18 protein-coding genes and 1 pseudogene are annotated in these 21,813 nt (G+C 56.4%); 15 read left to right on the top strand and 4 right to left on the bottom strand.

The window, feature by feature from the left end:
- Positions 1–124: 124 nt before the first annotated feature.
- Positions 125–925, bottom strand: a pseudogene (locus tag HZS81_RS09845) (Glu/Leu/Phe/Val dehydrogenase dimerization domain-containing protein); the annotation flags it as partial.
- A gap of 365 nt (positions 926–1,290) precedes the next feature.
- Between HZS81_RS09845 and HZS81_RS09840 the strand changes: the two are divergent.
- The 10 genes from HZS81_RS09840 (at position 1,291) to HZS81_RS09800 (ending at position 12,752) form a co-directional block, all read left to right on the top strand.
- Positions 1,291–2,853, top strand: a complete 1,563-nt coding sequence (locus HZS81_RS09840; protein WP_179930373.1) for a type I restriction-modification system subunit M — start codon at positions 1,291–1,293, stop codon at positions 2,851–2,853.
- Positions 2,843–3,919: a PDDEXK nuclease domain-containing protein gene (locus HZS81_RS09835; protein ID WP_179930372.1), complete on the top strand. Its 1,077-nt coding sequence runs from the start codon at positions 2,843–2,845 to the stop codon at positions 3,917–3,919. Before HZS81_RS09840 ends, HZS81_RS09835 begins: the two co-directional genes overlap by 11 nt.
- A 98-nt stretch (positions 3,920–4,017) precedes the next feature.
- Positions 4,018–5,202, top strand: a complete 1,185-nt coding sequence (locus HZS81_RS09830; RefSeq protein WP_179930371.1) for a restriction endonuclease subunit S — start codon at positions 4,018–4,020, stop codon at positions 5,200–5,202.
- Complete coding sequence (locus tag HZS81_RS09825) at positions 5,196–6,491, top strand: AAA family ATPase (protein ID WP_179930370.1); 1,296 nt, start codon at positions 5,196–5,198, stop codon at positions 6,489–6,491. Before HZS81_RS09830 ends, HZS81_RS09825 begins: the two co-directional genes overlap by 7 nt.
- Positions 6,488–6,973, top strand: coding sequence for a hypothetical protein (locus HZS81_RS09820; RefSeq protein ID WP_179930369.1), 486 nt, complete (start codon positions 6,488–6,490; stop codon positions 6,971–6,973). The genes HZS81_RS09825 and HZS81_RS09820 overlap by 4 nt, the downstream gene beginning before the upstream one ends.
- An 8-nt stretch (positions 6,974–6,981) precedes the next feature.
- Complete coding sequence (locus tag HZS81_RS09815; protein WP_179930368.1) at positions 6,982–10,275, top strand: type I restriction endonuclease subunit R; 3,294 nt, start codon at positions 6,982–6,984, stop codon at positions 10,273–10,275.
- Complete coding sequence (locus tag HZS81_RS09810; RefSeq protein WP_179930367.1) at positions 10,272–11,033, top strand: M48 family metallopeptidase; 762 nt, start codon at positions 10,272–10,274, stop codon at positions 11,031–11,033. Before HZS81_RS09815 ends, HZS81_RS09810 begins: the two co-directional genes overlap by 4 nt.
- 32 nt (positions 11,034–11,065) lie before the next feature.
- Complete coding sequence (locus HZS81_RS18165) at positions 11,066–11,200, top strand: hypothetical protein (RefSeq protein ID WP_277814987.1); 135 nt, start codon at positions 11,066–11,068, stop codon at positions 11,198–11,200.
- Positions 11,201–11,657: 457 nt separating this feature from the next.
- Complete coding sequence (locus HZS81_RS09805; RefSeq protein ID WP_179930366.1) at positions 11,658–11,996, top strand: DUF2750 domain-containing protein; 339 nt, start codon at positions 11,658–11,660, stop codon at positions 11,994–11,996.
- Positions 11,997–12,101: 105 nt separating this feature from the next.
- A complete protein-coding gene (locus tag HZS81_RS09800; RefSeq protein WP_179930365.1) occupies positions 12,102–12,752 on the top strand; it encodes a hypothetical protein in 651 nt (216 codons plus the stop codon).
- A 277-nt stretch (positions 12,753–13,029) separates the two neighbouring features.
- On the opposite strand, the gene HZS81_RS09795 is transcribed toward HZS81_RS09800, so the two are convergent.
- Positions 13,030–13,812 carry a metallophosphoesterase gene (locus HZS81_RS09795; RefSeq protein ID WP_179930364.1) on the bottom strand — a complete coding sequence of 261 codons (783 nt, stop codon included), beginning with the start codon at positions 13,810–13,812 and terminating at the stop codon, positions 13,030–13,032.
- A gap of 173 nt (positions 13,813–13,985) precedes the next feature.
- On the opposite strand from HZS81_RS09795, the gene HZS81_RS09790 reads away from it, so the two are divergent.
- Positions 13,986–14,675: a type 1 glutamine amidotransferase domain-containing protein gene (locus HZS81_RS09790; RefSeq protein WP_179930363.1), complete on the top strand. Its 690-nt coding sequence runs from the start codon at positions 13,986–13,988 to the stop codon at positions 14,673–14,675.
- Positions 14,676–14,775: 100 nt separating this feature from the next.
- Here the strand turns inward: HZS81_RS09790 and HZS81_RS09785 are convergent, their stop codons facing one another.
- The gene (locus tag HZS81_RS09785; RefSeq protein WP_179930362.1) at positions 14,776–16,038 is read right to left on the bottom strand and encodes a M20/M25/M40 family metallo-hydrolase; all 1,263 of its coding nucleotides are present in this window, start codon (positions 16,036–16,038) and stop codon (positions 14,776–14,778) included.
- Between the two features lie 228 nt (positions 16,039–16,266).
- Here HZS81_RS09785 and HZS81_RS09780 point away from each other — a divergent pair, with 228 nt between their 5' ends.
- The 4 genes from HZS81_RS09780 (at position 16,267) to HZS81_RS09765 (ending at position 21,302) form a co-directional block, all read left to right on the top strand.
- Positions 16,267–17,490 (top strand): YbfB/YjiJ family MFS transporter, encoded by a 1,224-nt coding sequence (locus tag HZS81_RS09780; RefSeq protein WP_338401843.1) that lies wholly within the window; start codon positions 16,267–16,269, stop codon positions 17,488–17,490.
- A gap of 82 nt (positions 17,491–17,572) precedes the next feature.
- On the top strand, positions 17,573–19,045 hold the full coding sequence (locus HZS81_RS09775; protein WP_179930360.1) for a sodium-dependent transporter: 1,473 nt from the start codon (positions 17,573–17,575) through the stop codon (positions 19,043–19,045).
- Positions 19,046–19,300: 255 nt separating this feature from the next.
- Positions 19,301–20,248: an alpha/beta fold hydrolase gene (locus tag HZS81_RS09770; protein WP_241697445.1), complete on the top strand. Its 948-nt coding sequence runs from the start codon at positions 19,301–19,303 to the stop codon at positions 20,246–20,248.
- Positions 20,241–21,302: a patatin-like phospholipase family protein gene (locus HZS81_RS09765; protein WP_179930359.1), complete on the top strand. Its 1,062-nt coding sequence runs from the start codon at positions 20,241–20,243 to the stop codon at positions 21,300–21,302. Before HZS81_RS09770 ends, HZS81_RS09765 begins: the two co-directional genes overlap by 8 nt.
- Here HZS81_RS09765 and HZS81_RS09760 read toward each other — a convergent pair.
- Complete coding sequence (locus HZS81_RS09760) at positions 21,225–21,794, bottom strand: Smr/MutS family protein (RefSeq protein WP_179930358.1); 570 nt, start codon at positions 21,792–21,794, stop codon at positions 21,225–21,227. The two genes, HZS81_RS09765 and HZS81_RS09760, sit on opposite strands and share 78 nt — an antisense overlap.
- Positions 21,795–21,813 lie beyond the last annotated feature (19 nt).

Raw genomic sequence — 21,813 nt, 5'->3', positions numbered from 1 at the left:
CAGATCACGTGCACGCGGCTACCGGAACGAGGCCAACTTCATCGCCATGATCTACCTGATCGGTAGCCCAGTCGGGCGCATGCTTGATCAGGCCAAATCCACATGAAACGACGAAGAGCCTGTTATCTACGAGGGTGCCGCGTGAATCTGAGCAGGTGATGGGCTTGGCGCCAAGTTCAAAGAGTTTTTCGATAGTGTAAAGAGCAACATTGCCTGCACCGGAAACCAAGCAGGTTTTGCCTTCAATGCTCTCATTGCGTGCCTCTAGCATGTTTTGGGCAAAGTAAACTGCGCCATAGCCAGTAGCTTCCTTGCGACCAACAGAGCCGCCCCAATCCAAGCCTTTGCCGGTTAGCACGCCTTCGTAGCGTCCTGTTAGTCGCTTGTACTGACCATATAGGTAACCAATTTCTCGTGCGCCAACGCCAATATCTCCTGCGGGCACGTCGCTTGTCGGGCCGATGTGCCGATAAAGCTCTGACATATACGCCTGACAGAAGCGCATGATCTCGTTGTCTGATTTTCCTTTGGGATCGAAGTCGGAGCCGCCTTTGCCGCCGCCAATAGGAAGGCCAGTCAAAGCATTCTTAAAAATTTGTTCAAAGCCCAAAAATTTAATCGTGCCGGAGGTAACGCTCGGGTGAAAGCGCAGTCCGCCTTTGTATGGGCCGAGCGCCGAATTAAACTGTACCCGATACCCTTTGTTGACGCGCACCTTGCCATCATCATCGGTCCAACAGACGCGAAACATGATTTGTCGCTCAGGTTCAACAATGCGCTCAATGATGTTGTGGTCGTGATAGTAGGGGCTGTGCTCGAATAGTGGACGTAAGCACTCCATCACTTCTTCAGCGGCTTGATAGAATTCTGTTTGCGCTGGGCTGCTTTTGCGTAGACGCTCAAGCGTGTCATGGACATAAGGCATAGCTTTACCGTTCTATTATCGTCAAAGGAATTGGCTAACTGAAGCGAGGAGATAGTGGCATTTATTAAACGCGGGTATGCCCATACTGCATACCCCATTCCTTGTATGATGATGAAGAATCAAGACGATAATACGACCAAAGGCTAAGGTTTCATGCGCCAATAAATAACATTCTCAAATGTTAATAATCACTTTTTAAACGGTAGTGTGGATTCCCCCCGGCGTAGGGATACCTGCTGGACGTACGACCAATAAGCTGCGCGGTAAGAGGCCGACGCACTACAGGCGTTGATCGTCAACCGTGATCAAGACATCCGAGCGCTGGGCAGTGCCGTCGCAGGCCGTTTTACTTCAAGGAGATATCCATGTCGCAAGACACGACCGACAACCGCTCGGCACCGAGTGAGAGCATCAAGCAAGAGCGCATCAATAAGGCCGTCTGGAATGCCTGCGACACCTTCCGCGGTACGGTGGACCCGAGCATCTATAAGGATTACGTGCTCACCATGCTGTTCGTGAAGTACCTGTCAGACGTCTGGCAGGATCACTACGACGAATACGCCCGTGAGCATGGCGATGCGCCAGAGCTAATCGAAGCACTGATGCAGAACGAACGCTTCGTGCTCCCCCCGGCGGCTAACTTCTACGCGCTGTATGAGGCACGCCATGAACCCGGCAACGGCGAGCGTACCGACAAGGCACTGCATGCAATCGAAGAGGCCAACACCGGCAAACTGGCCGACGTGTTCCAAGACATCAGCTTCAATTCGACCAAGCTAGGCGACGAGAAGCAGAAAAACGAAATTCTGAAAGCGCTGTTGGAAGACTTCGCTGCGGACGACCTCAATTTGCGGCCGAGTCGCGTGGGCAAGCTGGATATTATCGGCAACGCCTACGAATACCTGATTAAGCAGTTTGCGGCGTCATCAGGCAAGAAAGCCGGCGAGTTCTACACTCCGCCGGAAGTCTCCGAACTGATCGCCGAGCTGGTGGCACCTCAAGAGAATGACGAAATCTGCGACCCAGCCTGTGGCTCGGCATCGCTGCTGTTAAAGTGCGCGAACCAGATTCGTCACGCTTTCGAGGGTTCCAAGCGTTTTGCGTTGTACGGTCAGGAGGCCATCGGCAGCACCTGGGCGCTGGCCAAGATGAACATGTTTCTGCATGGCATCGACAACCACAAGATCGAGTGGGGCGACACGCTGCGCAACCCCAAGCTCCTTGATGGCGAGGGCAAGCTCAAGCACTTTGATGTAGTGGTGGCCAATCCGCCGTTTTCGCTGGAGAAGTGGGGCCATGAAGCGGCGAGCAGCGACCCCTACAGCCGTTTTCGCCGTGGCGTACCGCCCAAGACCAAGGGCGATTACGCCTTTATCCTGCATATGATCGAAACCCTTAAGCCCTCTGGTGCTGGCAAGCAAGGGGGCCGCATGGGCGTGGTGGTGCCCCACGGAGTACTGTTTCGCGGTTCCAGCGAAGGCAAAATCCGCAAAGAGTTGATTGATGAAGGCCTGCTGGATGCCGTAATCGGCTTGCCGGAGAAACTCTTCTACGGCACCGGCATCCCGGCGGCGATCCTGGTGTTCCGCAAGGACCGGCGTGACGACAAGGTACTGTTCATCGATGCCAGCCGAGAGTTCGTGGCGGGCAAAAACCAAAACCAGCTCAGCGATGCGAATGTCGCCAAGGTCGTGCGTACTTACAGCGACCGCGAGACGGTCGACAAGTACAGCTACCTGGCAACGTTGGAGGAGATTCAGGAGAACGACTACAACCTCAACATCCCGCGCTACGTGGATACCTTCGAGGAAGAAGAAGAGATCGACCTGATGGCCGTGCAAGCGGAGCGCAAAGAGATCGAAGCCGAGATGGCCAAGCTGAACCAGCAGATGGACGGCTACCTGAAGGAGTTGGGTTATGGTGTCTGATACCGACAAGACGCCGCAGGCCCGAGACCCCAGCCCCCGGCTGGTGTCGGAGATTCGGGAGCTGATTGCCACTGCTCGCCAGCAAGTCGTACAGACAGTCAACAGCACCATGGTGCAGACCTACTGGCATATCGGTCGTCTGATTGTGGAAGAGGAACAACAAGGCGAATCCCGCGCGACCTACGGCAAGCAGCAGCTGCAACGGCTCTCCGGCGAGCTGACCCGCGAGTTCGGCAAGGGCTTTGATGTCACTAATCTGCGCAATATGCGGCGGTTCTATGAGGTGTTCCCAAAACGAGACGCACTGCGTCCCGAATTGAGCTGGACCCACTACCGCATCTTGCTTCGGATTGAAAACCCTCAGGCACGAGAATGGTACATGGCCGAAGCGGCGAGCCAGCACTGGAGCAGCCGGGCACTGGAGCGGCAGATCAGCACGCTCTATTACGAGCGGTTGCTGAGCAGCCAGGATCGAGCCGCTGTGCAGCAGGAGGCCGAGCACCAGACGCGCCCGTTAGCCGAACACAACGCCCGGCACTACCTGCGTGACCCCTATATTCTGGACTTTCTCGACCTGCCCGCCGCGCGCTATCTGGAAGCCGACCTGGAGCGGGGGCTAATCGATAACCTGCAGGCCTTTCTGCTGGAACTGGGCAAGGGCTTTGCCTTTGTCGCTCGGCAACAGCGCATCAGCACCGACGACCAGGATTTCTATATCGACCTGGTGTTCTACAACTTCAAACTCAAATGCTTTCTGCTGGTGGACCTCAAGCTGGGCAAGCTCACCCATCAGGATGTGGGGCAGATGGACAGCTATATCCGCATCTACGATCAGCACTATAAGGGCGACGACGACAACCCCACCATTGGCCTGATCCTGTGCAGCCAGAAGAGTGAAGCGGTGGTGAAATACTCGGTACTCACCGACAGCGAGCAGATGTTTGCCGCCAAGTACCACCCTTACTTGCCGACAGAAGAAGAGCTGCGCCGAGAGCTGGAACGCGAGCGGAGCCTGGTACAGCAGCAGATTGAACAGGCCAAAACGCTGGGAGAAACAAATGACTGACGCGGTTTCACGTTGGCATGCAACGTCGCGCCCGGCAACAGGGTTCGGGATTGCAAAGCAGAACGAGCAAATGGACGGCGATCTGAAGGAGTTGGGTTATGGTGCCTGAGGGGTGGAAGCGCGCTTCTGGCGAAGATATCGCGGAAAAAATCACAAAAGGCCAATCGCCTAAGTGGCAAGGCTTTGACTATCAGGATCACGGAACTCTTTTCGTTACGAGTGAAAATGTGAGAGAGGGGTATCTCGACATCAGTAAGCCGAAATACCTTCCCATCGCATTTAATAAGAAGCTGAAAGGAAGTCAGCTGCGAAAAGGGGACTTACTGATCAACATTGTTGGTGCCTCTATTGGCAGGAGTTGTATGTTCGATCTCGATGTAGAACATGCCAACATCAATCAGGCCGTCTGCTTGTTTAGAACAAATCCTCAAGTACGTTCTGAGTATATTATTCAGTATCTTCAGCTCCCTACGACTATCGATAAGCTACTAGGTACTCAAACTGAATCAGCCCGGCCGAATCTTTCTTTGGGAGATATGCGGGATTTTTTGTTTTTAGTCCCCCCTCTTTCCGAACAAAAGAAAATCGCTAAGATCCTCTCCACCTGGGATCAGACCATCACCGCCACCGAGCACCTGCTTGAGAACAGCCAGCAGCGCAAGAAAGCCTTGATGCAGCAGTTGCTGACTGGGAAGAAGCGTCTGCCGGGGTTTGAGGGGGAGTGGGAGAACTCAACACTTACACAACACTGCTCCGTCGTTACTGGCAATAAAGATCTACAGAACAAGGTAGAAGACGGCGAATACCCGTTTTTCGTTCGGTCTAGCAATATTGAGAGGATTGATAGTTATTCCTTCGATGGAGAAGCAATTCTAATCCCTGGAGATGGTCGAGTTGGGGAGATTTTTCACTACATTAATGGGAGGTTCGGTTTCCACCAACGTGTTTACAAGCTTAGTGATTTTAAAGGAGCGCTGGGTCTCTTCATCTACTACTACCTCAAGCGATTCTTTAAAGCCGAAGTCATAAAGAACTCAGTGAAAGCAACCGTAGATTCTTTACGCATGCCGGTGTTTACAGGCATGCGTATCAAACTACCGTCTCTGGAAGAACAGCAGTTGATCATTGATGTTTTATCTTGTTCAGACAAAGAGATTCAAGCGATATCCCGACGCCTTAATCTTCTCAGACAGGAAAAGAAGGCCCTGATGCAGCAGCTCCTGACCGGCAAACAACGGGTTAAGGGTGACGCTGTCTCCTCCACCGAGGAAGCCGTATGTTGACACGAATATTGATTGATCACTTCAAAAGCTATCGACGCCAGTCGCTGCCGCTGGCACCGCTCACCCTGCTGATCGGTGCCAACGCCTCGGGTAAAAGTAATGCCATTGAAGCCTTCCGATTCCTATGCTGGCTAGGCCAGGGCCAAAAGCTCTCGGTGCTCAAGCACCGTGTCGATGACTCTGAAGAGATTCTGCGAGGGCAGGTACGCGATCTGGGCTACCTCGGCGCTGAGGCTTTCCGATTAGGATGCCTACGCGACAGTGACACTTGGCAACAGCTGGATATTGAAATTACCCAGCGCGACAGCGAGCTACACATCACTCAGGAAGCCATCTCTGCACCCCATGAAACGTTTCCGCTGTATCAGATTGAGCAGGTATCGCAGGGGCTGGGAACCGATATCCGCGTGGCCTACAACAATTTCGCGCGTGGCGGTCGTAAGCCGCAGGTGACGTGCACTGATCAGATCGCTGTGATGTGCCAGTTGGCCAGCTCGGCGATGTTTCAGGAGGGGCATGACAAGGCGCGCCACGTTATCCCCCCCACAACCCAGGCATTTCAGGATCAGCTGGTCACCACGCTATTTCTCGATCCCGTGCCTTCACTGATGCGCGATGACAGCCATCCTGAACGCACGCTGCGCGGGGATGGGGCCAATCTCTCAGGGGTGCTTTACCAGTTGTGGCAGTCTGAATCGAATCGGCCACGTATCCTGGATTTCATCAAAAGCCTGCCAGAACAAAACGTGACCGATGTGCGCTTTTTCGAAGATCGCAAAGGACGTGTTGCGTTGTCTCTGGTGGAAAGCTTTGGTCATCAAGAGCGGGAATGGTCAGTCGAGGTGTTGTCTGATGGCACCCTGCGGGTGCTGGCCATTGCGGCGGCCATGTTGTCGGCACCAGAGGGGGCTGTTGTCGTGATAGAGGAGGTCGATAACGGCATTCATCCCTCTCGGGCTTACCAGTTGATGGAGACCCTACGCCAGCTGGCCGAACAGCGCCGCTTGCGTTTGCTGCTTTCGACCCATAATCCGGCATTGATGGATGCCTTGCCTGACGCCTCGTTGGGCGATGTGGTGTTCTGCTACCGCGACCCGGAAGAGGGGGATAGTCGCCTGGTGCGCTTGGCCGATCTGGATGACTACCCGGGCCTGGTGGCTCAGGGGCCGCTGGGGGAGCTAGTGACACGCGGCGTTGTGGACCGGTTTGTGAAATCGCCCGTGTCGCCTGAACAGAAGAAGGCCAAAGCGCTGGACTGGCTGGCGCGCATGCAGGGAGGCGAGCCATGAGCTGCGTTTGCCTGATCGATACTGGTGTGCTGCTTAATCTCCTCAATGTCCCCGGTCGCAATCAGCAAGTGCAGGAAGTGACCGCCGACTACTGCCATTACACTGAGCTGGGGGCTACGTTCATTTTGCCCATGGCGACCATTCTTGAAACGGGTAACCATATCGCTCAGAACGGTAATGGTGCCCTCCGACGGGAGACGGCTGTACGTTTCTGCGACATGGTTCGCGCCTCATTCACCGAGAACAATCCGCCTTGGCGACCGAGTGAATTCCCTAGCATCCAGGAGGTGACCCAGTGGCTGGAGCGTTTTCCGGTGTTGGCGGGACAGAACAAGTCGCCGACCCGAATCGGCGAGGGCACCAGTTTCGGTGATCTGAGCATCATCGCTGAATACGAAAAGTGCCAACGGCGCTTTGCCATGTCAGAAGTGTTTATCTGGTCGCTGGATAGCGATCTTGCTAGTTACCACCACCGGCCATAGGGATTGCCATGTCGCCTCACTACTTGCCCAACACCACCGAACTTTATGCCTCGCACATTCCGGCGTTGGCGACGTTGATCAACGCGGGGTGGACCTATCTCTCGCCGACGGCGGTGGCCACGCGGCGGCGCTCCAACCGCGAGGTGGTGCTCAAGCCCTTGCTGGAAGGCTTTCTGCGTGATTACCGTTTTTCGTACCGGGGCGAGCGGTATCCGCTCTCGGCAGACGGGGTTCAGCAGGTGATGCAGGCGGTGACTTCGCTCGGCTTGGGGGAAGGGTTGATGGCGGCCAATCAGCGCCTGCACGAGCGGCTGACGCTGGGGGTGACGGTGACTGAGTTCATGCCTAACGGCCAGAAGTATGCCGTGACGGTGCCGCTGTTGGACTGGGATCACGTCGAGAATAACCATTTTCACGTCGCGGAAGAGTTCGAGGTGCTATCGGCGCATGGCACCCATACCCGTCGCCCTGATGTTGTGGGCTTTCTCAACGGTATTCCGGTGGTGGTCATCGAGGCCAAGCAAGCGGCGTCGGGCAACCCCAACAAGTCGATGATCGACGAGGGCGTCAGCCAAACGCTGCGCAACCAGAAGGTCGATGAGATCCCGCTGCTGTTTGCTTACAGCCAGCTGGTAATGGCGATCAGCCTGACCGAAGGGCGTTACGCCACCACTGGCACGCCGGCCAAGTTTTGGATGCGCTGGGTAGAAGAGCAGCTGCCTGAAGCGACCTTCGACGCCATCAAGAATCAGCCGCTTGCCGATGACGACAAAATCGCCCTGTTCGCCGACAAAGACGCTAGCGTTCGCGAGCACTTTGAGGCGCTGTGGTCACAGCCGGTGCTGCCCACCGAGCAGGACCGCATGCTGATCAGCCTGTTGCGCCCCGACCGGCTACTGAAACTGATCCGTTTCTACGTGCTGTTCAGCAAAGGCACCAAAATCGTGGCGCGGTACCCGCAGTTTTTCGCCATCGAGGCGTTGATTGAGCAGATTACCCAATTTGAGCGGGACGGCAGCCGCCAGGGCGGGGTGGTGTGGCATACCACCGGCTCGGGGAAGTCGTTCACCATGGTGTTCCTGAGCCAGGCATTGATCCTGCATCCGGCGCTCAAAGCATGCCGCGTACTGGTAGTCACCGACCGGGTGGACCTGGAAAAGCAGCTTTCCAATACGTTTGCCGAAGGCGGCGCGCTGGGCCTACAGAGCATTGGTGGCGGCCAGATCGCCAACCGCGCACGCGCCAGTAGCGGCCGCGAGCTGGCCCATGAAATCGGCCAGGGCAATCAGCGGGTGCTGTTCACTCTGATCGACAAGTTCCGCTCCGCGGTGAAGCACCCCGAGTGCTACAACCCCAGCGAGAATTTTCTGGTCTTGGTAGACGAAGGCCACCGTGGCCATGGCGGCGAGAACCATATCCGCATGCGCAACGCTCTCCCCAAGGCGGCGTTTATCGCCTTCACCGGCACGCCGCTGATCAAGGACGACAAGGCGACCACCGAGGAGCGTTTCGGGCCGATTGTGCATGCTTATACCATGCGCATGGCGGTTGAGGATGGCACCGTCACGCCGTTGCTCTATGAGGAGCGCCGCCCCGAGCTTGATGTCAACGAGACCTCTATCGATGCCTGGTTTGAAAAGATCACCCAGGGCCTGAGCGATGAGCAAAAAGCCGACCTCAAAAAGCAATATGCCAAGCGTGGGGCCGTTTACGGCGCGGCCCGGCGTATCAAGCTGATCGCCTGGGATATCTCGCTACACGTCGAGCAGCACATCAAGAAAGACGACAGTGGCCTCAAGGCGCAGCTGGCCTGCGACAGCAAGCTCTCCGCCATTCGCTATAAGCGTGAGCTGGATGAAATCGGCAAGGTGACCTCTCGCGTGGTGATCTCCTCACCGGATACGCGGGAAGGGCACGAGAACATCGACGAAGCCACCTCGCCGGAAGTGCAGCAATGGTGGAAAGCCAACGTCACCGGCGACCCCCAGGCGTACGAACGGCAGGCAATCGAAGACTTCGGCACCGACGGCGCCCCAGACCTTTTGATTGTTGTCGATAAGCTGCTCACAGGGTTCGATGAGCCGCGCAATGCGGTGCTCTATATCGATAAACCGCTCAAGGGCCATAACCTGATTCAGGCTATTGCGCGGGTCAACCGTCTGCACGAACAAAAACCGTTTGGCCTGCTGGTGGATTATCGCGGCATCCTCAAGGCGCTGGATACCGCCATTCAGGACTACCAAGACCTGGAAGACGAAACCCAGGCGGGTTACGACATTGAGGACATCGACGGCCTCTACCACAACATCGACACGGAATATAAACGCCTCCCGGCGCTGCATGAGCGGCTATGGGGATTTTTCCGTGACGTTAAGAATACCGCCGACCAGGAAGCCTTCCGCCGCGTGCTGATGCCGCGCTACCAGCAAGATGATGACGGCCACGATTATGATGCCAACCAGTCTCTGCGCGAGGATTTCTATGCCGCGCTGACGGACTTCGGCATGTGCCTCAAGCTGGCTTTGTCATCGCGAAGCTTCTTTGAAGATGCCTCGTTCTCTGAGGCGACCATCGAGACCTATAAACGCGACCTGCGCTGGTTCGTGAAGCTACGCCAGATCGCCAAGCAGGATGCCCAGGAAACCATTGACTACTCCGCCTATGAAAAACAGATCCGCAAGCTGGTAGATGACGATGTCACGGCGACTCACATCCGTGAAAGCGGCGGCATGTACGTCGTTGATCGGCTGGGCCAGGCCCCGGAAGACGAATGGAGTGACGAGAAAACCCGCAACGAAGCCGACCGCATTCGCACCCGCACCAAGAAAACCATTGAAGAAGAGCTCGGGGATGACCCCTACGCGCAGAAGGTGTTCTCCGAACTGCTCAAAGACGCCATCGCCGCCGCAGACGCCGCCTTTGATTACCCCGGCAAGCAGTACGCCCTGCTCAAGGAAGTCGAAGAGCAGGTACGCGAGCGCAGCGTGCCCGGCATCCCGGCTAAGTTGAAGGATAACCCCCACGCGCGGGCCTACTACGGCGTGTTCCGCCTGCAGCTGGGCGACGCCACCGTGGAGGCGATGCCGGAAGACGCGCATCAAGCGCTGATCAACGACGCCCTGGCCATCGATGCGCTGGTGGATCAGCAGGTGGCCGAGAACACACTGAACCCCCAAGGCGTTGAAGCCGGGATTCGTCAGGCGCTGCTGCCAACGCTCTATAAGCGCTTCGGTATGGAGCAGGCCAATGCCATCATCGATGAAGTCATTCATATTGTGCGGGTAGGACGGAAGCGCCCATGAGCGATATCCAGCCGGAAAGGCCTGCCGCGCAGTACGCCGTGCGCTATGGCGAGCGCACGCTGGCATTCACCTGGACACAAGGCGCCAAGCCCGCCCGTGCCAAGCGTAAAGCGGTTATCCACGTTCACCCCAACGGGGAAGTGGAAGTGCAGACCCCGGAAGGCACGTCGCTGAAAGACGCCAAGCAGGCGCTGCTGAGACGCGCTCGCTGGGTGGCGGGTCACTTACAAGGCATCGAAGAAAGACAGCGACACGTTTTGCCGCGTGACTATGTTAGCGGCGAGACGCTGTTCTACCTTGGGCGCCGCTATGTGCTCAAACGCCTTCACAGCGACAGTGAGCGCCACGTGAAAATGATAAGAGGACAGGTTCAGGTCACGGGGAAGGACCTCGACCGCGAGCGGGTAAAAGCCGACCTGCGCGCCTGGTACCGCACCCGAGCCAAGGAGGTCTTTCAGCGCCGTTTGATTCATGTAGAACAAACACTGCCATGGCTGAAAACCCGCCCAAACTGGCGGCTACTGGAGATGAAAACCCAGTGGGGAAGCTGCTCGCCCAAGGGCGATATTCTGCTCAACCCGCACTTGATCAAAGCGCCCACCGAGTGCATCGACTACGTCATTCTGCATGAACTCTGTCATCTGGAAGAGCACAACCACAGCCCGCGCTTCTATGACCTATTACGCCATGCCATGCCGCATTGGGAAGCCGTAAAGCACCGGCTGGATGGCATGTCGGAGATGCTGCTGAATGAGTGAAGGCAGGGAACGGAACAATGGAGGTTACGGTGATGGCTAGCTACGTGAAAGGCAGATCATACCGCCTAGCGGCGGCTAAAATTGAGAAAGGTATTCCTGACAGCACCGAGGCGTTTCAGCGAGAGACGGCACAAAGTGGTCTAACGTCGCAGGTGACCGGGTTGTAAGGTCGTAGGGAAATGATGAATACTGCTTAAATATCATGAAGCGGGATATGTGGCCGATGAGTGCTAATCAGCTTGCAATCATTGCACTCGATTTTTAGGTCAGCTATCGAGCTAAAGCGGTCATCCGCAGAATAGGAGCCCCTGGCTCACAATGCGTTTTTTCTAGTCAGTTCTGTAACGTGAATGCTTGTATTGCCGGAGGATAATCTTGCAAGTACATATAAAACAATTGCTTATGATCAGGTGTTTTATGCTTATGCGCAATTTTATGAGACTGGTGATAATGTTACCGCGCATGCGCATTTTTCTAACGAGCCTTACGAGGAGAAAATAGTCTTTATCCCTTTTCTATCAGTAGATTAGGAGCCTTTCGGCAAGGTGGGGCTTCCCAGAAAAACGCGCATGCGCATGAATAAAGCTGTTACGTTTCGTCGCTGACAATACATTGAGTATTTGAATGAGTGTAGAAATCATCGGTGATCGTGAATTTATCACCTCTGTTCAGGGGCAGGACGGTGTTTGGGTGCTAATGGCAGGCCAATCACTTTATGCGTTACCAGCAGAGGGTGGCAGGGCTCTTCCTGTTTGGTCGTCAGCAGAAAAAGCAGAAGTGTTCGCCGAGAACTTGAACCAAAGAGGGTTGTCCCCGGTGTTCGTACCGATGAGCAACTTCCTGGGCGCTGACTGGTTGGGTTCGTCGAGCCTGCAAATCGTCGATGTCTTGGCTTCGCCCCGCTACGGGCAAGAGTCTCTCACCTACACAGCTGACGAACTCCGTGCCAAGCTCAAAACGTAACAAGGCGGTCAACCGGACGCCAAAAGCGTGCCGCTTCTGGTTCCCTCCGCTGGCGCTCCGGCGTCGGTTACCTTCGCGTTATGTGAATGCAATGAGGCAATGGACATGATGACATTCGATGGCTATAAGCTACGTATTGCGGACTACGATGCTATTCACGCGGATTGGCCAAATATTTGGCGCCTTGGGGTCGTGGTTTTTACGCGACCGGAGGATGCGATATGTAAAGAAATAATAACGCCAAGCCTAAATTATCTGCACGAGCTAACAGGGGAGAAGGTTCACTTTTATTTCGTCGGCTTCCTGGATAAGGAGGCAATGGATTACAGAAAAGAAGTTGCTTCTGATTTATTCGGCGATGGGAAGCGTTGGTACTTTTCACCTTCTGACTTCGCTAGGGTACAAACCGAGTTTGAAAACTTCTCAAATGGTAGGTGGAATTATTCGGGGGGGACCGATTTGTTGGTGGTTCCCTACAGAATAAGGAAGGGAGTTTTCTACATCGATGCAGATAAAGCATTAGATATAAAGCTTTCAAAAATAGCGAAAAACAGCAAGGACTACCTTCCCGAAGAAATAGTCCAAATAATTGTCCGTGAGTTGAAGTCCGGAAAAGACGTAGACGGCGTCAGTAATTCAAGAATTATGGACGGAATCAAAGAAGGCCTGAAGAGCTCGTTTCTTTCGATATTACCTGGTGGTTTGGGAAAATGTTTTGGAGTCCTAGAGCCCTTTGCGGTAAAGAATCTCACATAACAATGGGCTCCACGGGACGCTCCGCTTCGCTGCGCGCCCGTGAGCCCAGGCGTTATATCAGCACTACCTAAAATAGCGATCCTGGCCGTAAGCAGCCCGTATTTGCCACAGACACAACCGCCAGTGCTTGATGATATCCGACGGGTGCCGTTAGCGGGTTGCAGATGAAGTCGGTGGTATACGAAGTGGTATGTTGTGTTTTTAGTTTCTACGTAAAATATTTTAAAATCATGAGATTACTTTTTTTTGATCCTGCCAGGGACGCCTGTTACATCCGTTAAACCTTACCGCCATTTGTTGGCACATCTATGACCAGACTCGGCTCGAAGCAGGGTGTGTCGAATTCGTCTGGGTATCCGCCAGGGTTGGCAATCACTCGCGTTCCTTTTTCCTCAAGGTCAACCGTTTCATGCACGTGGCCGTGAATCCAGAGGTCGGCGCTTCCCATGAGGTGTGGGAGGTGGGAAGCGAACGCCGGGGAGAGCGTATCGCCTTGATAGCGCGGGGGAATGCAGGCGGCAAGCGGTGCGTGGTGGGTGATGACGACCTTGGGTCCGCTAAAGGGGGCGGCGAGTTCTTGCGCTAACCACGTAGCCGCATCGCTGTGCAGCCGCTGGCTCTCTTCCGGGGAGAAAATGACGCCTTCGGGTTGTTCGACGATGCGAAAATCCGGCATGTGCGAGAGCGCTTTCTTGTAGGTTTGCTCGGTAGTATCAATCGGTTCGTTGGCGTAGAGCGCGAAATCCGTCCAGAGCGTACTGCCAATAAACTTAACGCCGCCTATGACTACGCTGTCGTTATCCAGCAGGTGAATACCAAGACGCTGAGCCTCTGCGCGTAATTGCTTGAGTAGCACGGGCATGCAGTGGTCGTAATATTCGTGATTACCGGGCACATAGATAATCGGCAGGTCGGGGAAGTGTTCAGCCGCCCAGGTGAGACCTTGTGTCCCTTCGTGGATGTCGCCGGCCAAAATCACGGCATCGGCTGGCACATCCGGCAGTTCGCGCCCTTGATCAAAATGCTCGAGATGCAGGTCGGATAAAACTCTCAGTTTCACGGCTCATGTCCTTTTATATTCATCGTCTCTTAGCATGCCACGTGAACGCCGTCTCGCCAAAACGGAAGTACCCGGTGAGGGTCATGGTTGTATTTTCCTTTCACGTCTCCATCTACGTGTATAGGGCACAATGCGAAACAACCTGACATGCCTATACCGAACAGGAGTTCTCAATGAGCAAACGTATTCTCGTGGTACTGACCTCGCACGATCAACTCGGTGACACCGGCAATAAAACGGGCTTCTGGTTGGAAGAGCTCGCGGCGCCTTACTATGTGTTTAAAGACGCCGGGGCGGAACTTACCCTGGCTTCGCCTCAAGGTGGGCAGCCACCGCTAGACCCAACCAGCGATGCAGAAGAGAGCCAAACCGACGATACGCGTCGTTTCAAGAAAGACTCAGAGGCGCAAGCGGCGCTGGCGGCGACCCACCGGTTGGGCGATATGAAGGCCGATGATTTTGACGGGGTTTTTTATCCTGGCGGCCATGGTCCGTTATGGGACTTGGTCGATGACTCGGATTCCATTCGTCTCATTGAAACCTTCATCGCCCAGGGCAAACCCGTAGCAAGCGTTTGCCATGCGCCGATTGTGCTGATTAACGCCAAAGACGCTGCGGGTGAGCCACTCGTCAAAGGGCGTGCCGTGACCGGCTTTACCAACGGCGAAGAAGAGGCGGTAGGTCTCACACAGGTCGTGCCGCATCTGGTAGAAGATGCGCTGCAAAAGTGTGGCGGCAAATACACTAAGGCAGATGATTTTGTCCCTTACGTGCGTGAAGATGGTCAGCTGATTACCGGCCAGAATCCGCCGTCTTCAGCGCCGACGGCGGAAGCACTGATTGCGTGGCTCGAACGCGCTTAGTACGGGTTAACGTTGTCATAACCGCAAAAAGCCCCGTTTTGAACGGGGCTTTTTTGTAGCGGGGGTTTTTGTAGATAGAAGATAAGCAAGTCGCTAATGACTAGCTGTCTTTATCGTCGTCTTTTTCGCTTTCGGGTTTCTCGCTGCCTTGGTGGCTAAGCGGGCTGGCTTGATCGAGGCGTGGGTGGTTATCGAGAAACTCGCGCTTAATATCCGGCAGTTTATCTAGCGATTGGATGGTGTGGGTGAGCGCGTGAATGGCGGCGAGAACGTCTTGTGTGTTGCCGGTTTCCGAGATGGTGTGCATGTTGCGGATCGGGAAGCCGATAGACGTCGCGGCGCTATCCACCGAGGCTAATACGCCCGCCATGCCATCGGTGCCGGTATCCACGCCGACGATATCGCGCTGCATGGGGATGTCGTGTTCTTTTGCGGCTTGGGCGATAACCCGGTTTAACTGTTCGCTGGCGATAGAACCGACGGCCATCGTGAAGCCTTTGCCCATTTCCAGCGGCTGCATACGCTTATCACCGATGCCTGGGGCCGCTACGTAATCGTGGTTCACATCGACGCCAATCAGCGCGTCCGGCTTGAGTTCGCCGGCGAAAACGCGGCTACCAAAGCGGCCAATCTCCTCGTAACTGGCAATCGCAAACATCACGCGTACTTGCTCGGTGCCGCCTGCTTCGGCAATGAGCCGGGCAATCTCGCTGGTAACAAAGCAGCCTAAGCCGTTATCCAGGTAGGCGCCAAAAAAGGTGTTGGGGCTAAAACCGTGGCGAATCGGGCGGTCGAAGATAATCGAATCGCCGGGCTTCACGCCTAGATTCAGCACCTGCTGCTTTTTGTTCTCACCGTGAATTTGTAAATCCAGGTAGATCTGCTCTTTCTTGAGGCCTTTGCTGCCATCGCGCATCGCCGGGTCGGAGAAGTGAATGGCGCCGAGCGCTTCAACGGTGCCGCCTTCAATGCTGCGGTAGCTGCCTGGGGCCTCCGGGTCTTCGCTGAACAGTTTAACCTCGTGGCCGATCAGCACGGTCGGCAAGAAAGAATCGGTGTTGATCCAGATTTTGCCGTCTTCGCCAATCGAGCGTACTTGCATGCGGATCTTGTCCGCGTGGCCGATGATCATCAGCTTGAACATATCGTCGCGGCCGGGGTGGGTGTCGAGCACCACACCGGCGTTGCCGCGGAACTGGTGCAGGTGCCAGCTCTTGGGGGCAAAGCTGTCGAAATGCGGCTTGAGCACGCCATAGGTCATCGCGGCTTCCAAGCCCACGGGGCTGGGGGCGGCCAGAATATCGCGCATCAGTTTGAACTGTGCGTCGGGCATTGGCTGGCTCCAGGGGGTGCTATCGCTCATTAAAGGTGCTCCTTGATGGTGCTGTGATAAAAGTCTGTGTTAACCACTCGCTATAAAAAACCCATGTTAACAGCGAGTGGTTAACAACTTGTACGTTCTTGTACACAGTTTGCCAGAAGCGGAAGGCTTGTGCGTAGGTCGTGTAGTCGCAAGGGGCCAAAACCTCGTAGGATAAAGCGAGACACCATAACGACATAACGAAATACGGTGATGCATAAGGAGCCAAGGGTGACGGGAACAGAGCTGCGCGCAAAGCGCTTTAAGGTCTTGCTCGCTGGCGTGTTCAGCCAACTGCTGTGTATCGGCGTGGCGCGCTTTGCTTATACGCCGCTGTTGCCGGTAATGCAGCAACAAACGGGGCTGGGTGATGCGGACGGTGGATGGCTAGCGGCCCTTAACTACGCAGGCTATATGCTCGGCGCAGTGCTGGCCGCGTCAATTCGCAGTATTTATCTAAAGGATTGGCTCTATCGCATCGGGCTTGTGCTTGCCGTGGTCACCACGGCGGGCATGGCGCTGACCGAGCACTTCTGGCTATGGGCGGGGCTGCGCTTTTTTGCCGGGCTGGCCAGTAGCGCTTCCATGCTGCTGGCGTCGGGGCTGATTTTGCACTGGTTGATTCAGCACCGCCAGCGCGGCGAGCTGGGCATCCATTTTGCCGGTGTCGGCGTCGGTATTCTGCTGGCGGCCGTGGCGGTGGAAGTCATGCTGCGCCTTTCCATGAGTTGGCAGCTTCAGTGGTGGGGCTTCAGTGCGTTGGCGGTGTTGCTGTTGATCCCCGCATGGCGTTGGTTGCCGCGCCCAGTTAAGCCGGTGGCAGGCGGGGCGTCTGCCTCTGCTGAGCAGAATAAGCCGCCGAGTCGTACCTTTATGCGCCTGATGATGGCGGCGTACTTCTGCGCCGGTTACGGCTATGTCATCAGCGCCACCTTTATCGTCACAATTGTCGAACGCGAGCCGCTTTTGGCGGGGGCGGGTAATTGGGCGTTTGCGCTGGTTGGGTTAGCGGCGGCGCCAGCGGTGATGTGGTGGGATTTAATCGCACGGCGTATTGGCTATTTGGGCGCGCTGATTGCCGCGATGCTGCTGCAGGTAGTGGGCATCGTGCTGCCTGCGGTGACCTCTAGCCTGCCTGCGGTGCTCTTTAGCGCGGTGCTTTACGGCGGTACCTTCCTGGGCTGTGTGAGCTTGGTGTTGACCATGGCAGGTCGGCTTTACCCGGCAAGCCCGGCGCGGTTGATGGGGCGGATGACGTTGGCCTACGGGGTAGCGCAGATTATTGCGCCGGCGCTGACGGGAATGCTCGCCGAAATGACCGGCCACTATGGCATTGGGTTGTGGCTCGCGGGCGGTTTTGTCGCACTAGGGGCGGCGCTATTAGCGTGGTTACGCGTAGTGGATCAAACCGCGCAGCGTTTAGACGCCGAAGCGAAAGCAACAACCTACGGCTGAACGACAATTTTTCCCGCTGGGCTTAGGCATTTGCGCCAAAATCGACTAGCATGACGCGTTTTTCCCACAGGAAGAACGAACCATGAACTCTGCCACTCAACCAAGAACTCAGTGGCTTGGCCGCTGGGGCTTTTTGCTGGCCGCCACGGGCTCCGCCGTGGGGCTGGGCAATATCTGGAAATTCCCGTACATCACCGGCGAATTCGGCGGCGGTGCCTTCGTGCTGGTCTATCTGGCCTGTATCTTGGCCGTGGGTGTACCGGTGATGATGACGGAAATCGCCTTTGGTCGCCGCGGGCGCGGTAGCCCCATTGATGCGATTCGTCGTGTGGTTAATGAATCCGGCGGCAGCTCGGCGTGGTCGCTGATCGGCTGGATGGCCATGCTGTGCGGCTTTTTGATTCTGTCGTTTTATGTCGTGGTAGCGGGCTGGTCATTCTCCTATCTGTGGAAGATGCTTAGCGGTGGCTTAAGCGGCGAGAACGTGGATGACATGGTGGCGGTGTTTGTTGCCAATAACGAAAACCCGCTGAATCTGGGTTTTTGGAGCACGCTTGTGACGCTGCTTACCATGTCGATCGTGGGCAGAGGCGTGCAAGAAGGGATCGAAAAAAACGTCAGCTGGATGATGCCGGGGCTGGTGGTTATGCTGCTGGTGCTGATCGTTTACGGCATGTTTTCCGGTGGCTTTGGTGAGGCGGTGACTTTTCTTTTCTCCTTTAACGCGGGGAGTCTCTCAAGCGAGGGGATGCTGGCCGCGTTAGGCCATGCGTTTTTCACCTTGTCGCTGGCGTCTGGGGCCATTCTGACGTACGGCAGCTACCTACCCAAAAAAGCCTCCATTGCCCGTACCACATTGGGGGTGGCGGCGGCTGACACCGTGGTCGCGTTGATGGCAGGGTTGGCGATTTTTCCAGTCATCTTTGCCAACGGGATGGACCCGAGCCAAGGGCCGGGGCTGATTTTTATGAGCCTGCCGCTGGCGTTTGACGCCATGCCGCTAGGCACGCTGTTTGGTATTCTGTTTTTTGCCATGCTCTCCATGGCGGCGCTGACCTCGTCGATCTCGATGGTCGAGGCGACGGTTTCCTGGCTGTGCGATAACAAAGGGCTTTCCCGCCGGGCGGCAGCGTGGGGTACCGGTATCGTGCTGTGGCTGGTTAGCACATTGGCCATGCTGTCGTTCAACCTGGGGGCTGACTGGACGCTAGCGGGGAAAAACGTGTTCGACTGGCTCGATTACCTCACCGCGCGCTGGATGATGCCGCTGGGCGGATTGGGTACAGTGGTGCTGGCCGGTTTTGTGCTCAAATCTGACGCCTTTCGAGAGGAACTGGGGCTGTCGCCGCTACCTTACACGCTGTGGCTGACCATGGTGCGTTATGTAAGCCCGCTGGGCATCCTGGTGGTGTTCACCGATGCCCTCGGGATTTATTCGGTAACCTTCGCGGCCCACTGGCCGTGGTTGCTGGCGATTCTGGTGGTGATGGTTGCCGTGGGTGAGGGGCTGAGCCCGCGCTTGCGCCAGGCACTGGCTACCCCTGCCCGGTCATGACACGCGCTTAAGACATCGGCTCCGGCTTTTACTGGATAGTCGATGCCAGTCTCGCTAGCGGGCAAGCCACATGCCTACCACAACGGCGCTCACAACAGTGATAAAAAAGATCCAGTTACGGGTGCGGGTATCGCGGTGGGGTTTCATGTCGGCCTCTTGTAATCTCAGCGGGAGTAGGAGCCAATATCGCTAGCGATATGACGGATGAAGCGTTGTGATGGTAGCGACTTACGCCTATCGGGTGAAGGAATTGAGATGACAACAGCGTCAAAAACACAAACAGCAGACACTATGCTGCCCGCCGAGCCGCTACGTTTGGCTAACGGGCGCTTGGCGGCGTTGAGCTGGGGGCGACGCGATGCGCCCGTGTGGCTTGCGTTGCACGGTTGGCTGGATAACGCCGCGAGTTTTTCCCGGCTGGCGCCGCGTTTGGTGCAAGCACTGGATATTCGCATTGTGGCGATCGATTTCCGTGGACACGGTGAGTCGCCAGGCGAAGCAGCCACTCAGCACGATTATGCCCTCTGGGATTACTGCCACGATGTGCTCGACGCCATGGATGAATTGGCGCTGTCGCAAACCACCTTGCTGGCGCATTCCATGGGCGCAGCCGTCAGTTGCCTGCTCGCTGCTTCTGTGCCTGAACGGGTAACACAGCTCTTGCTTATCGATGGTCTTGGGGCGATCACCACGGCGCCGGAAGAGACGGCCGCGCAACTGCGCAAGGGGTTGATGGCCCACCGGCGCCCGCGCTCAAACCCACCGCGCTATGTGGATATCGAAAGTGCCGTGGCCGCGCGCGTGGCCGGGGGCGTTACGCCGATTGATGCGGATACGGCGCGGCCGCTGGTGGCACGCAACAGCCGCCCTGATGGCGACGGCCATGTGTTACTGCGCACCGATGGTCGGCTACTCAAACCGTCGCTGGTGCGTTTTACCCCAGAGCAGGTGCTGTCGATGCTGGGCGATATGCGTTGCCCGGTGCTGTTGGTCGAAGGCGAAGGCGGCATTTTAGGCGAGCGTGCGTGGGCAAAAAAAGCCCGCCAGGCAGTGCCGACGCTCACTCGGCAGGTACTGGCTGGAGGGCATCATTTGCATCTGGAACCGGCAGCGGTGGCGTCCGTCGCGGACACCATCATTCAGTACACTTCCATTCAGCAAACAACGGCACGCCATGAACATCAGGGGGTGAGGCATGGATGAACTGACCCAATCAGTGTCGGCGCGTTCGGGCAATAAAGTCGCGTTGGTGCTAGGCAGCGGTGGTGCGCGGGGTTACGCCCATATCGGGGTGATTGACGCGTTAGAGGCACGCGGTTTTGAGATTATCTCCGTTTCCGGCTGCTCAATGGGCGCCGTGGTTGGCGGCGTTTATGCGGCGGGAAAGCTGCCTGAGTACCGCGATTGGGTAAGTCAGCTGGATTATCTTGACGTGGTCAAATTGGTGGATGTGACCTGGAGCCCGATGGGCGCCATGCGCGCCAACAAGGTGATGGAGAAGCTCAAAAGCCTGGTGGGTGACATGCAGATCGAAGACCTGTCGATTCCGGTGACCACCGTGGCGACTGATTTGGTGCGCCAGCGTGAGGTTTGGTTCCAAAAGGGCTCGCTGTTGCGTGCCATCCGCGCGTCCATCGCCGTGCCGGGGGTGATTACCCCGGTACACCAGGGCGATCAAGTGTTGGTCGACGGCGGCCTGCTTAATCCATTGCCGATTTTGCCTGCGGTGGCCGCTCACGAGGCGGATTTGGTTGTGGCGGTCAACGTGACCGCGCACAGCCCGCAGCCGGTGTCGCTGGAGGATATGCTGCCGGCAGCGGAAAACGCCGATAGCATCAGCGATGCCAAACGCGAGCAAGAAGAAAGTATCGGCGGGTGGGTTGTCGACGTACGAAACGCCACCCGCCGGTTATGGGAAGGGTTAGGCAACTTTGCCGGCGACAATGGCAACAACGAAAGCGCCGAGGAGCGCGGTAAGCGCGAATGGAGCAAGCTGGATATGGTGCTGGAGTCGTTCGATATTACCCAAGCGGCGCTTGCCAAATATAAGATCGCTGGCTACCCACCGGACGTGCTGATCGAAGTGCCTAAAACCGTGTGCAGCGCTTACGAATTCCACCGCGCCAACGAGCTGATTCGCTTAGGGCACCACTTAACTAATAAGGCGCTGGATGCATCGCTACCGCCCGCTCTTGCGCAGCAAAACATAGACCGCGCCCGTGCCGCCGTCGATCTCGATGGCGGAGCAAAAAGCTAGCACGCCGGGCCATTCGCGAAGCCACGCGTTGGTGTGGCTTTTTAGCACCGGGTAGTCTGCCGTGGTGCCCCATGCCTTGCCGTGGACGATCAGCACGCAGCGCATGTATTGGGCGGCCGCGTCGCGCAAAAAACTTTCTAGCTGGGCGCGGGCTTCTTCCAAGGTGTAGCCGTGAAGATCCAGCCCCGCTTGCCAAGCGGTTTGGCCGCGCTTGAGTTGGCTGAGCGTGCGCCACGGCAGGTCAGGCACGGAAAATTCCAAATACTCCGACGGACGTACCGCTTCAACACGCCCATCAGAGGTGCGCCCGGTGGTTTGTAGGCTTTGGCTTTCCACGGCGGCTTGACGGCGCACTGCCTGATTGGCGGTATTGCGCTTGGGTTTGCCCGGATCAGCCTGGTTCCTGTCGATACGGCGCACGCCTGCCGCTTCCAATGCTTGGCGAAAGGCGCTGATATCGTCATCGTCGGGCTGATGGGGGCGGCGTGTCATGGCAAACTCGAATGGGCAG

This window comes from Vreelandella salicampi (genome assembly GCF_013415105.1).
GTDB lineage: Bacteria > Pseudomonadota > Gammaproteobacteria > Pseudomonadales > Halomonadaceae > Vreelandella > Vreelandella salicampi.
This window is presented reverse-complemented; position numbering and strand designations above follow the sequence as displayed.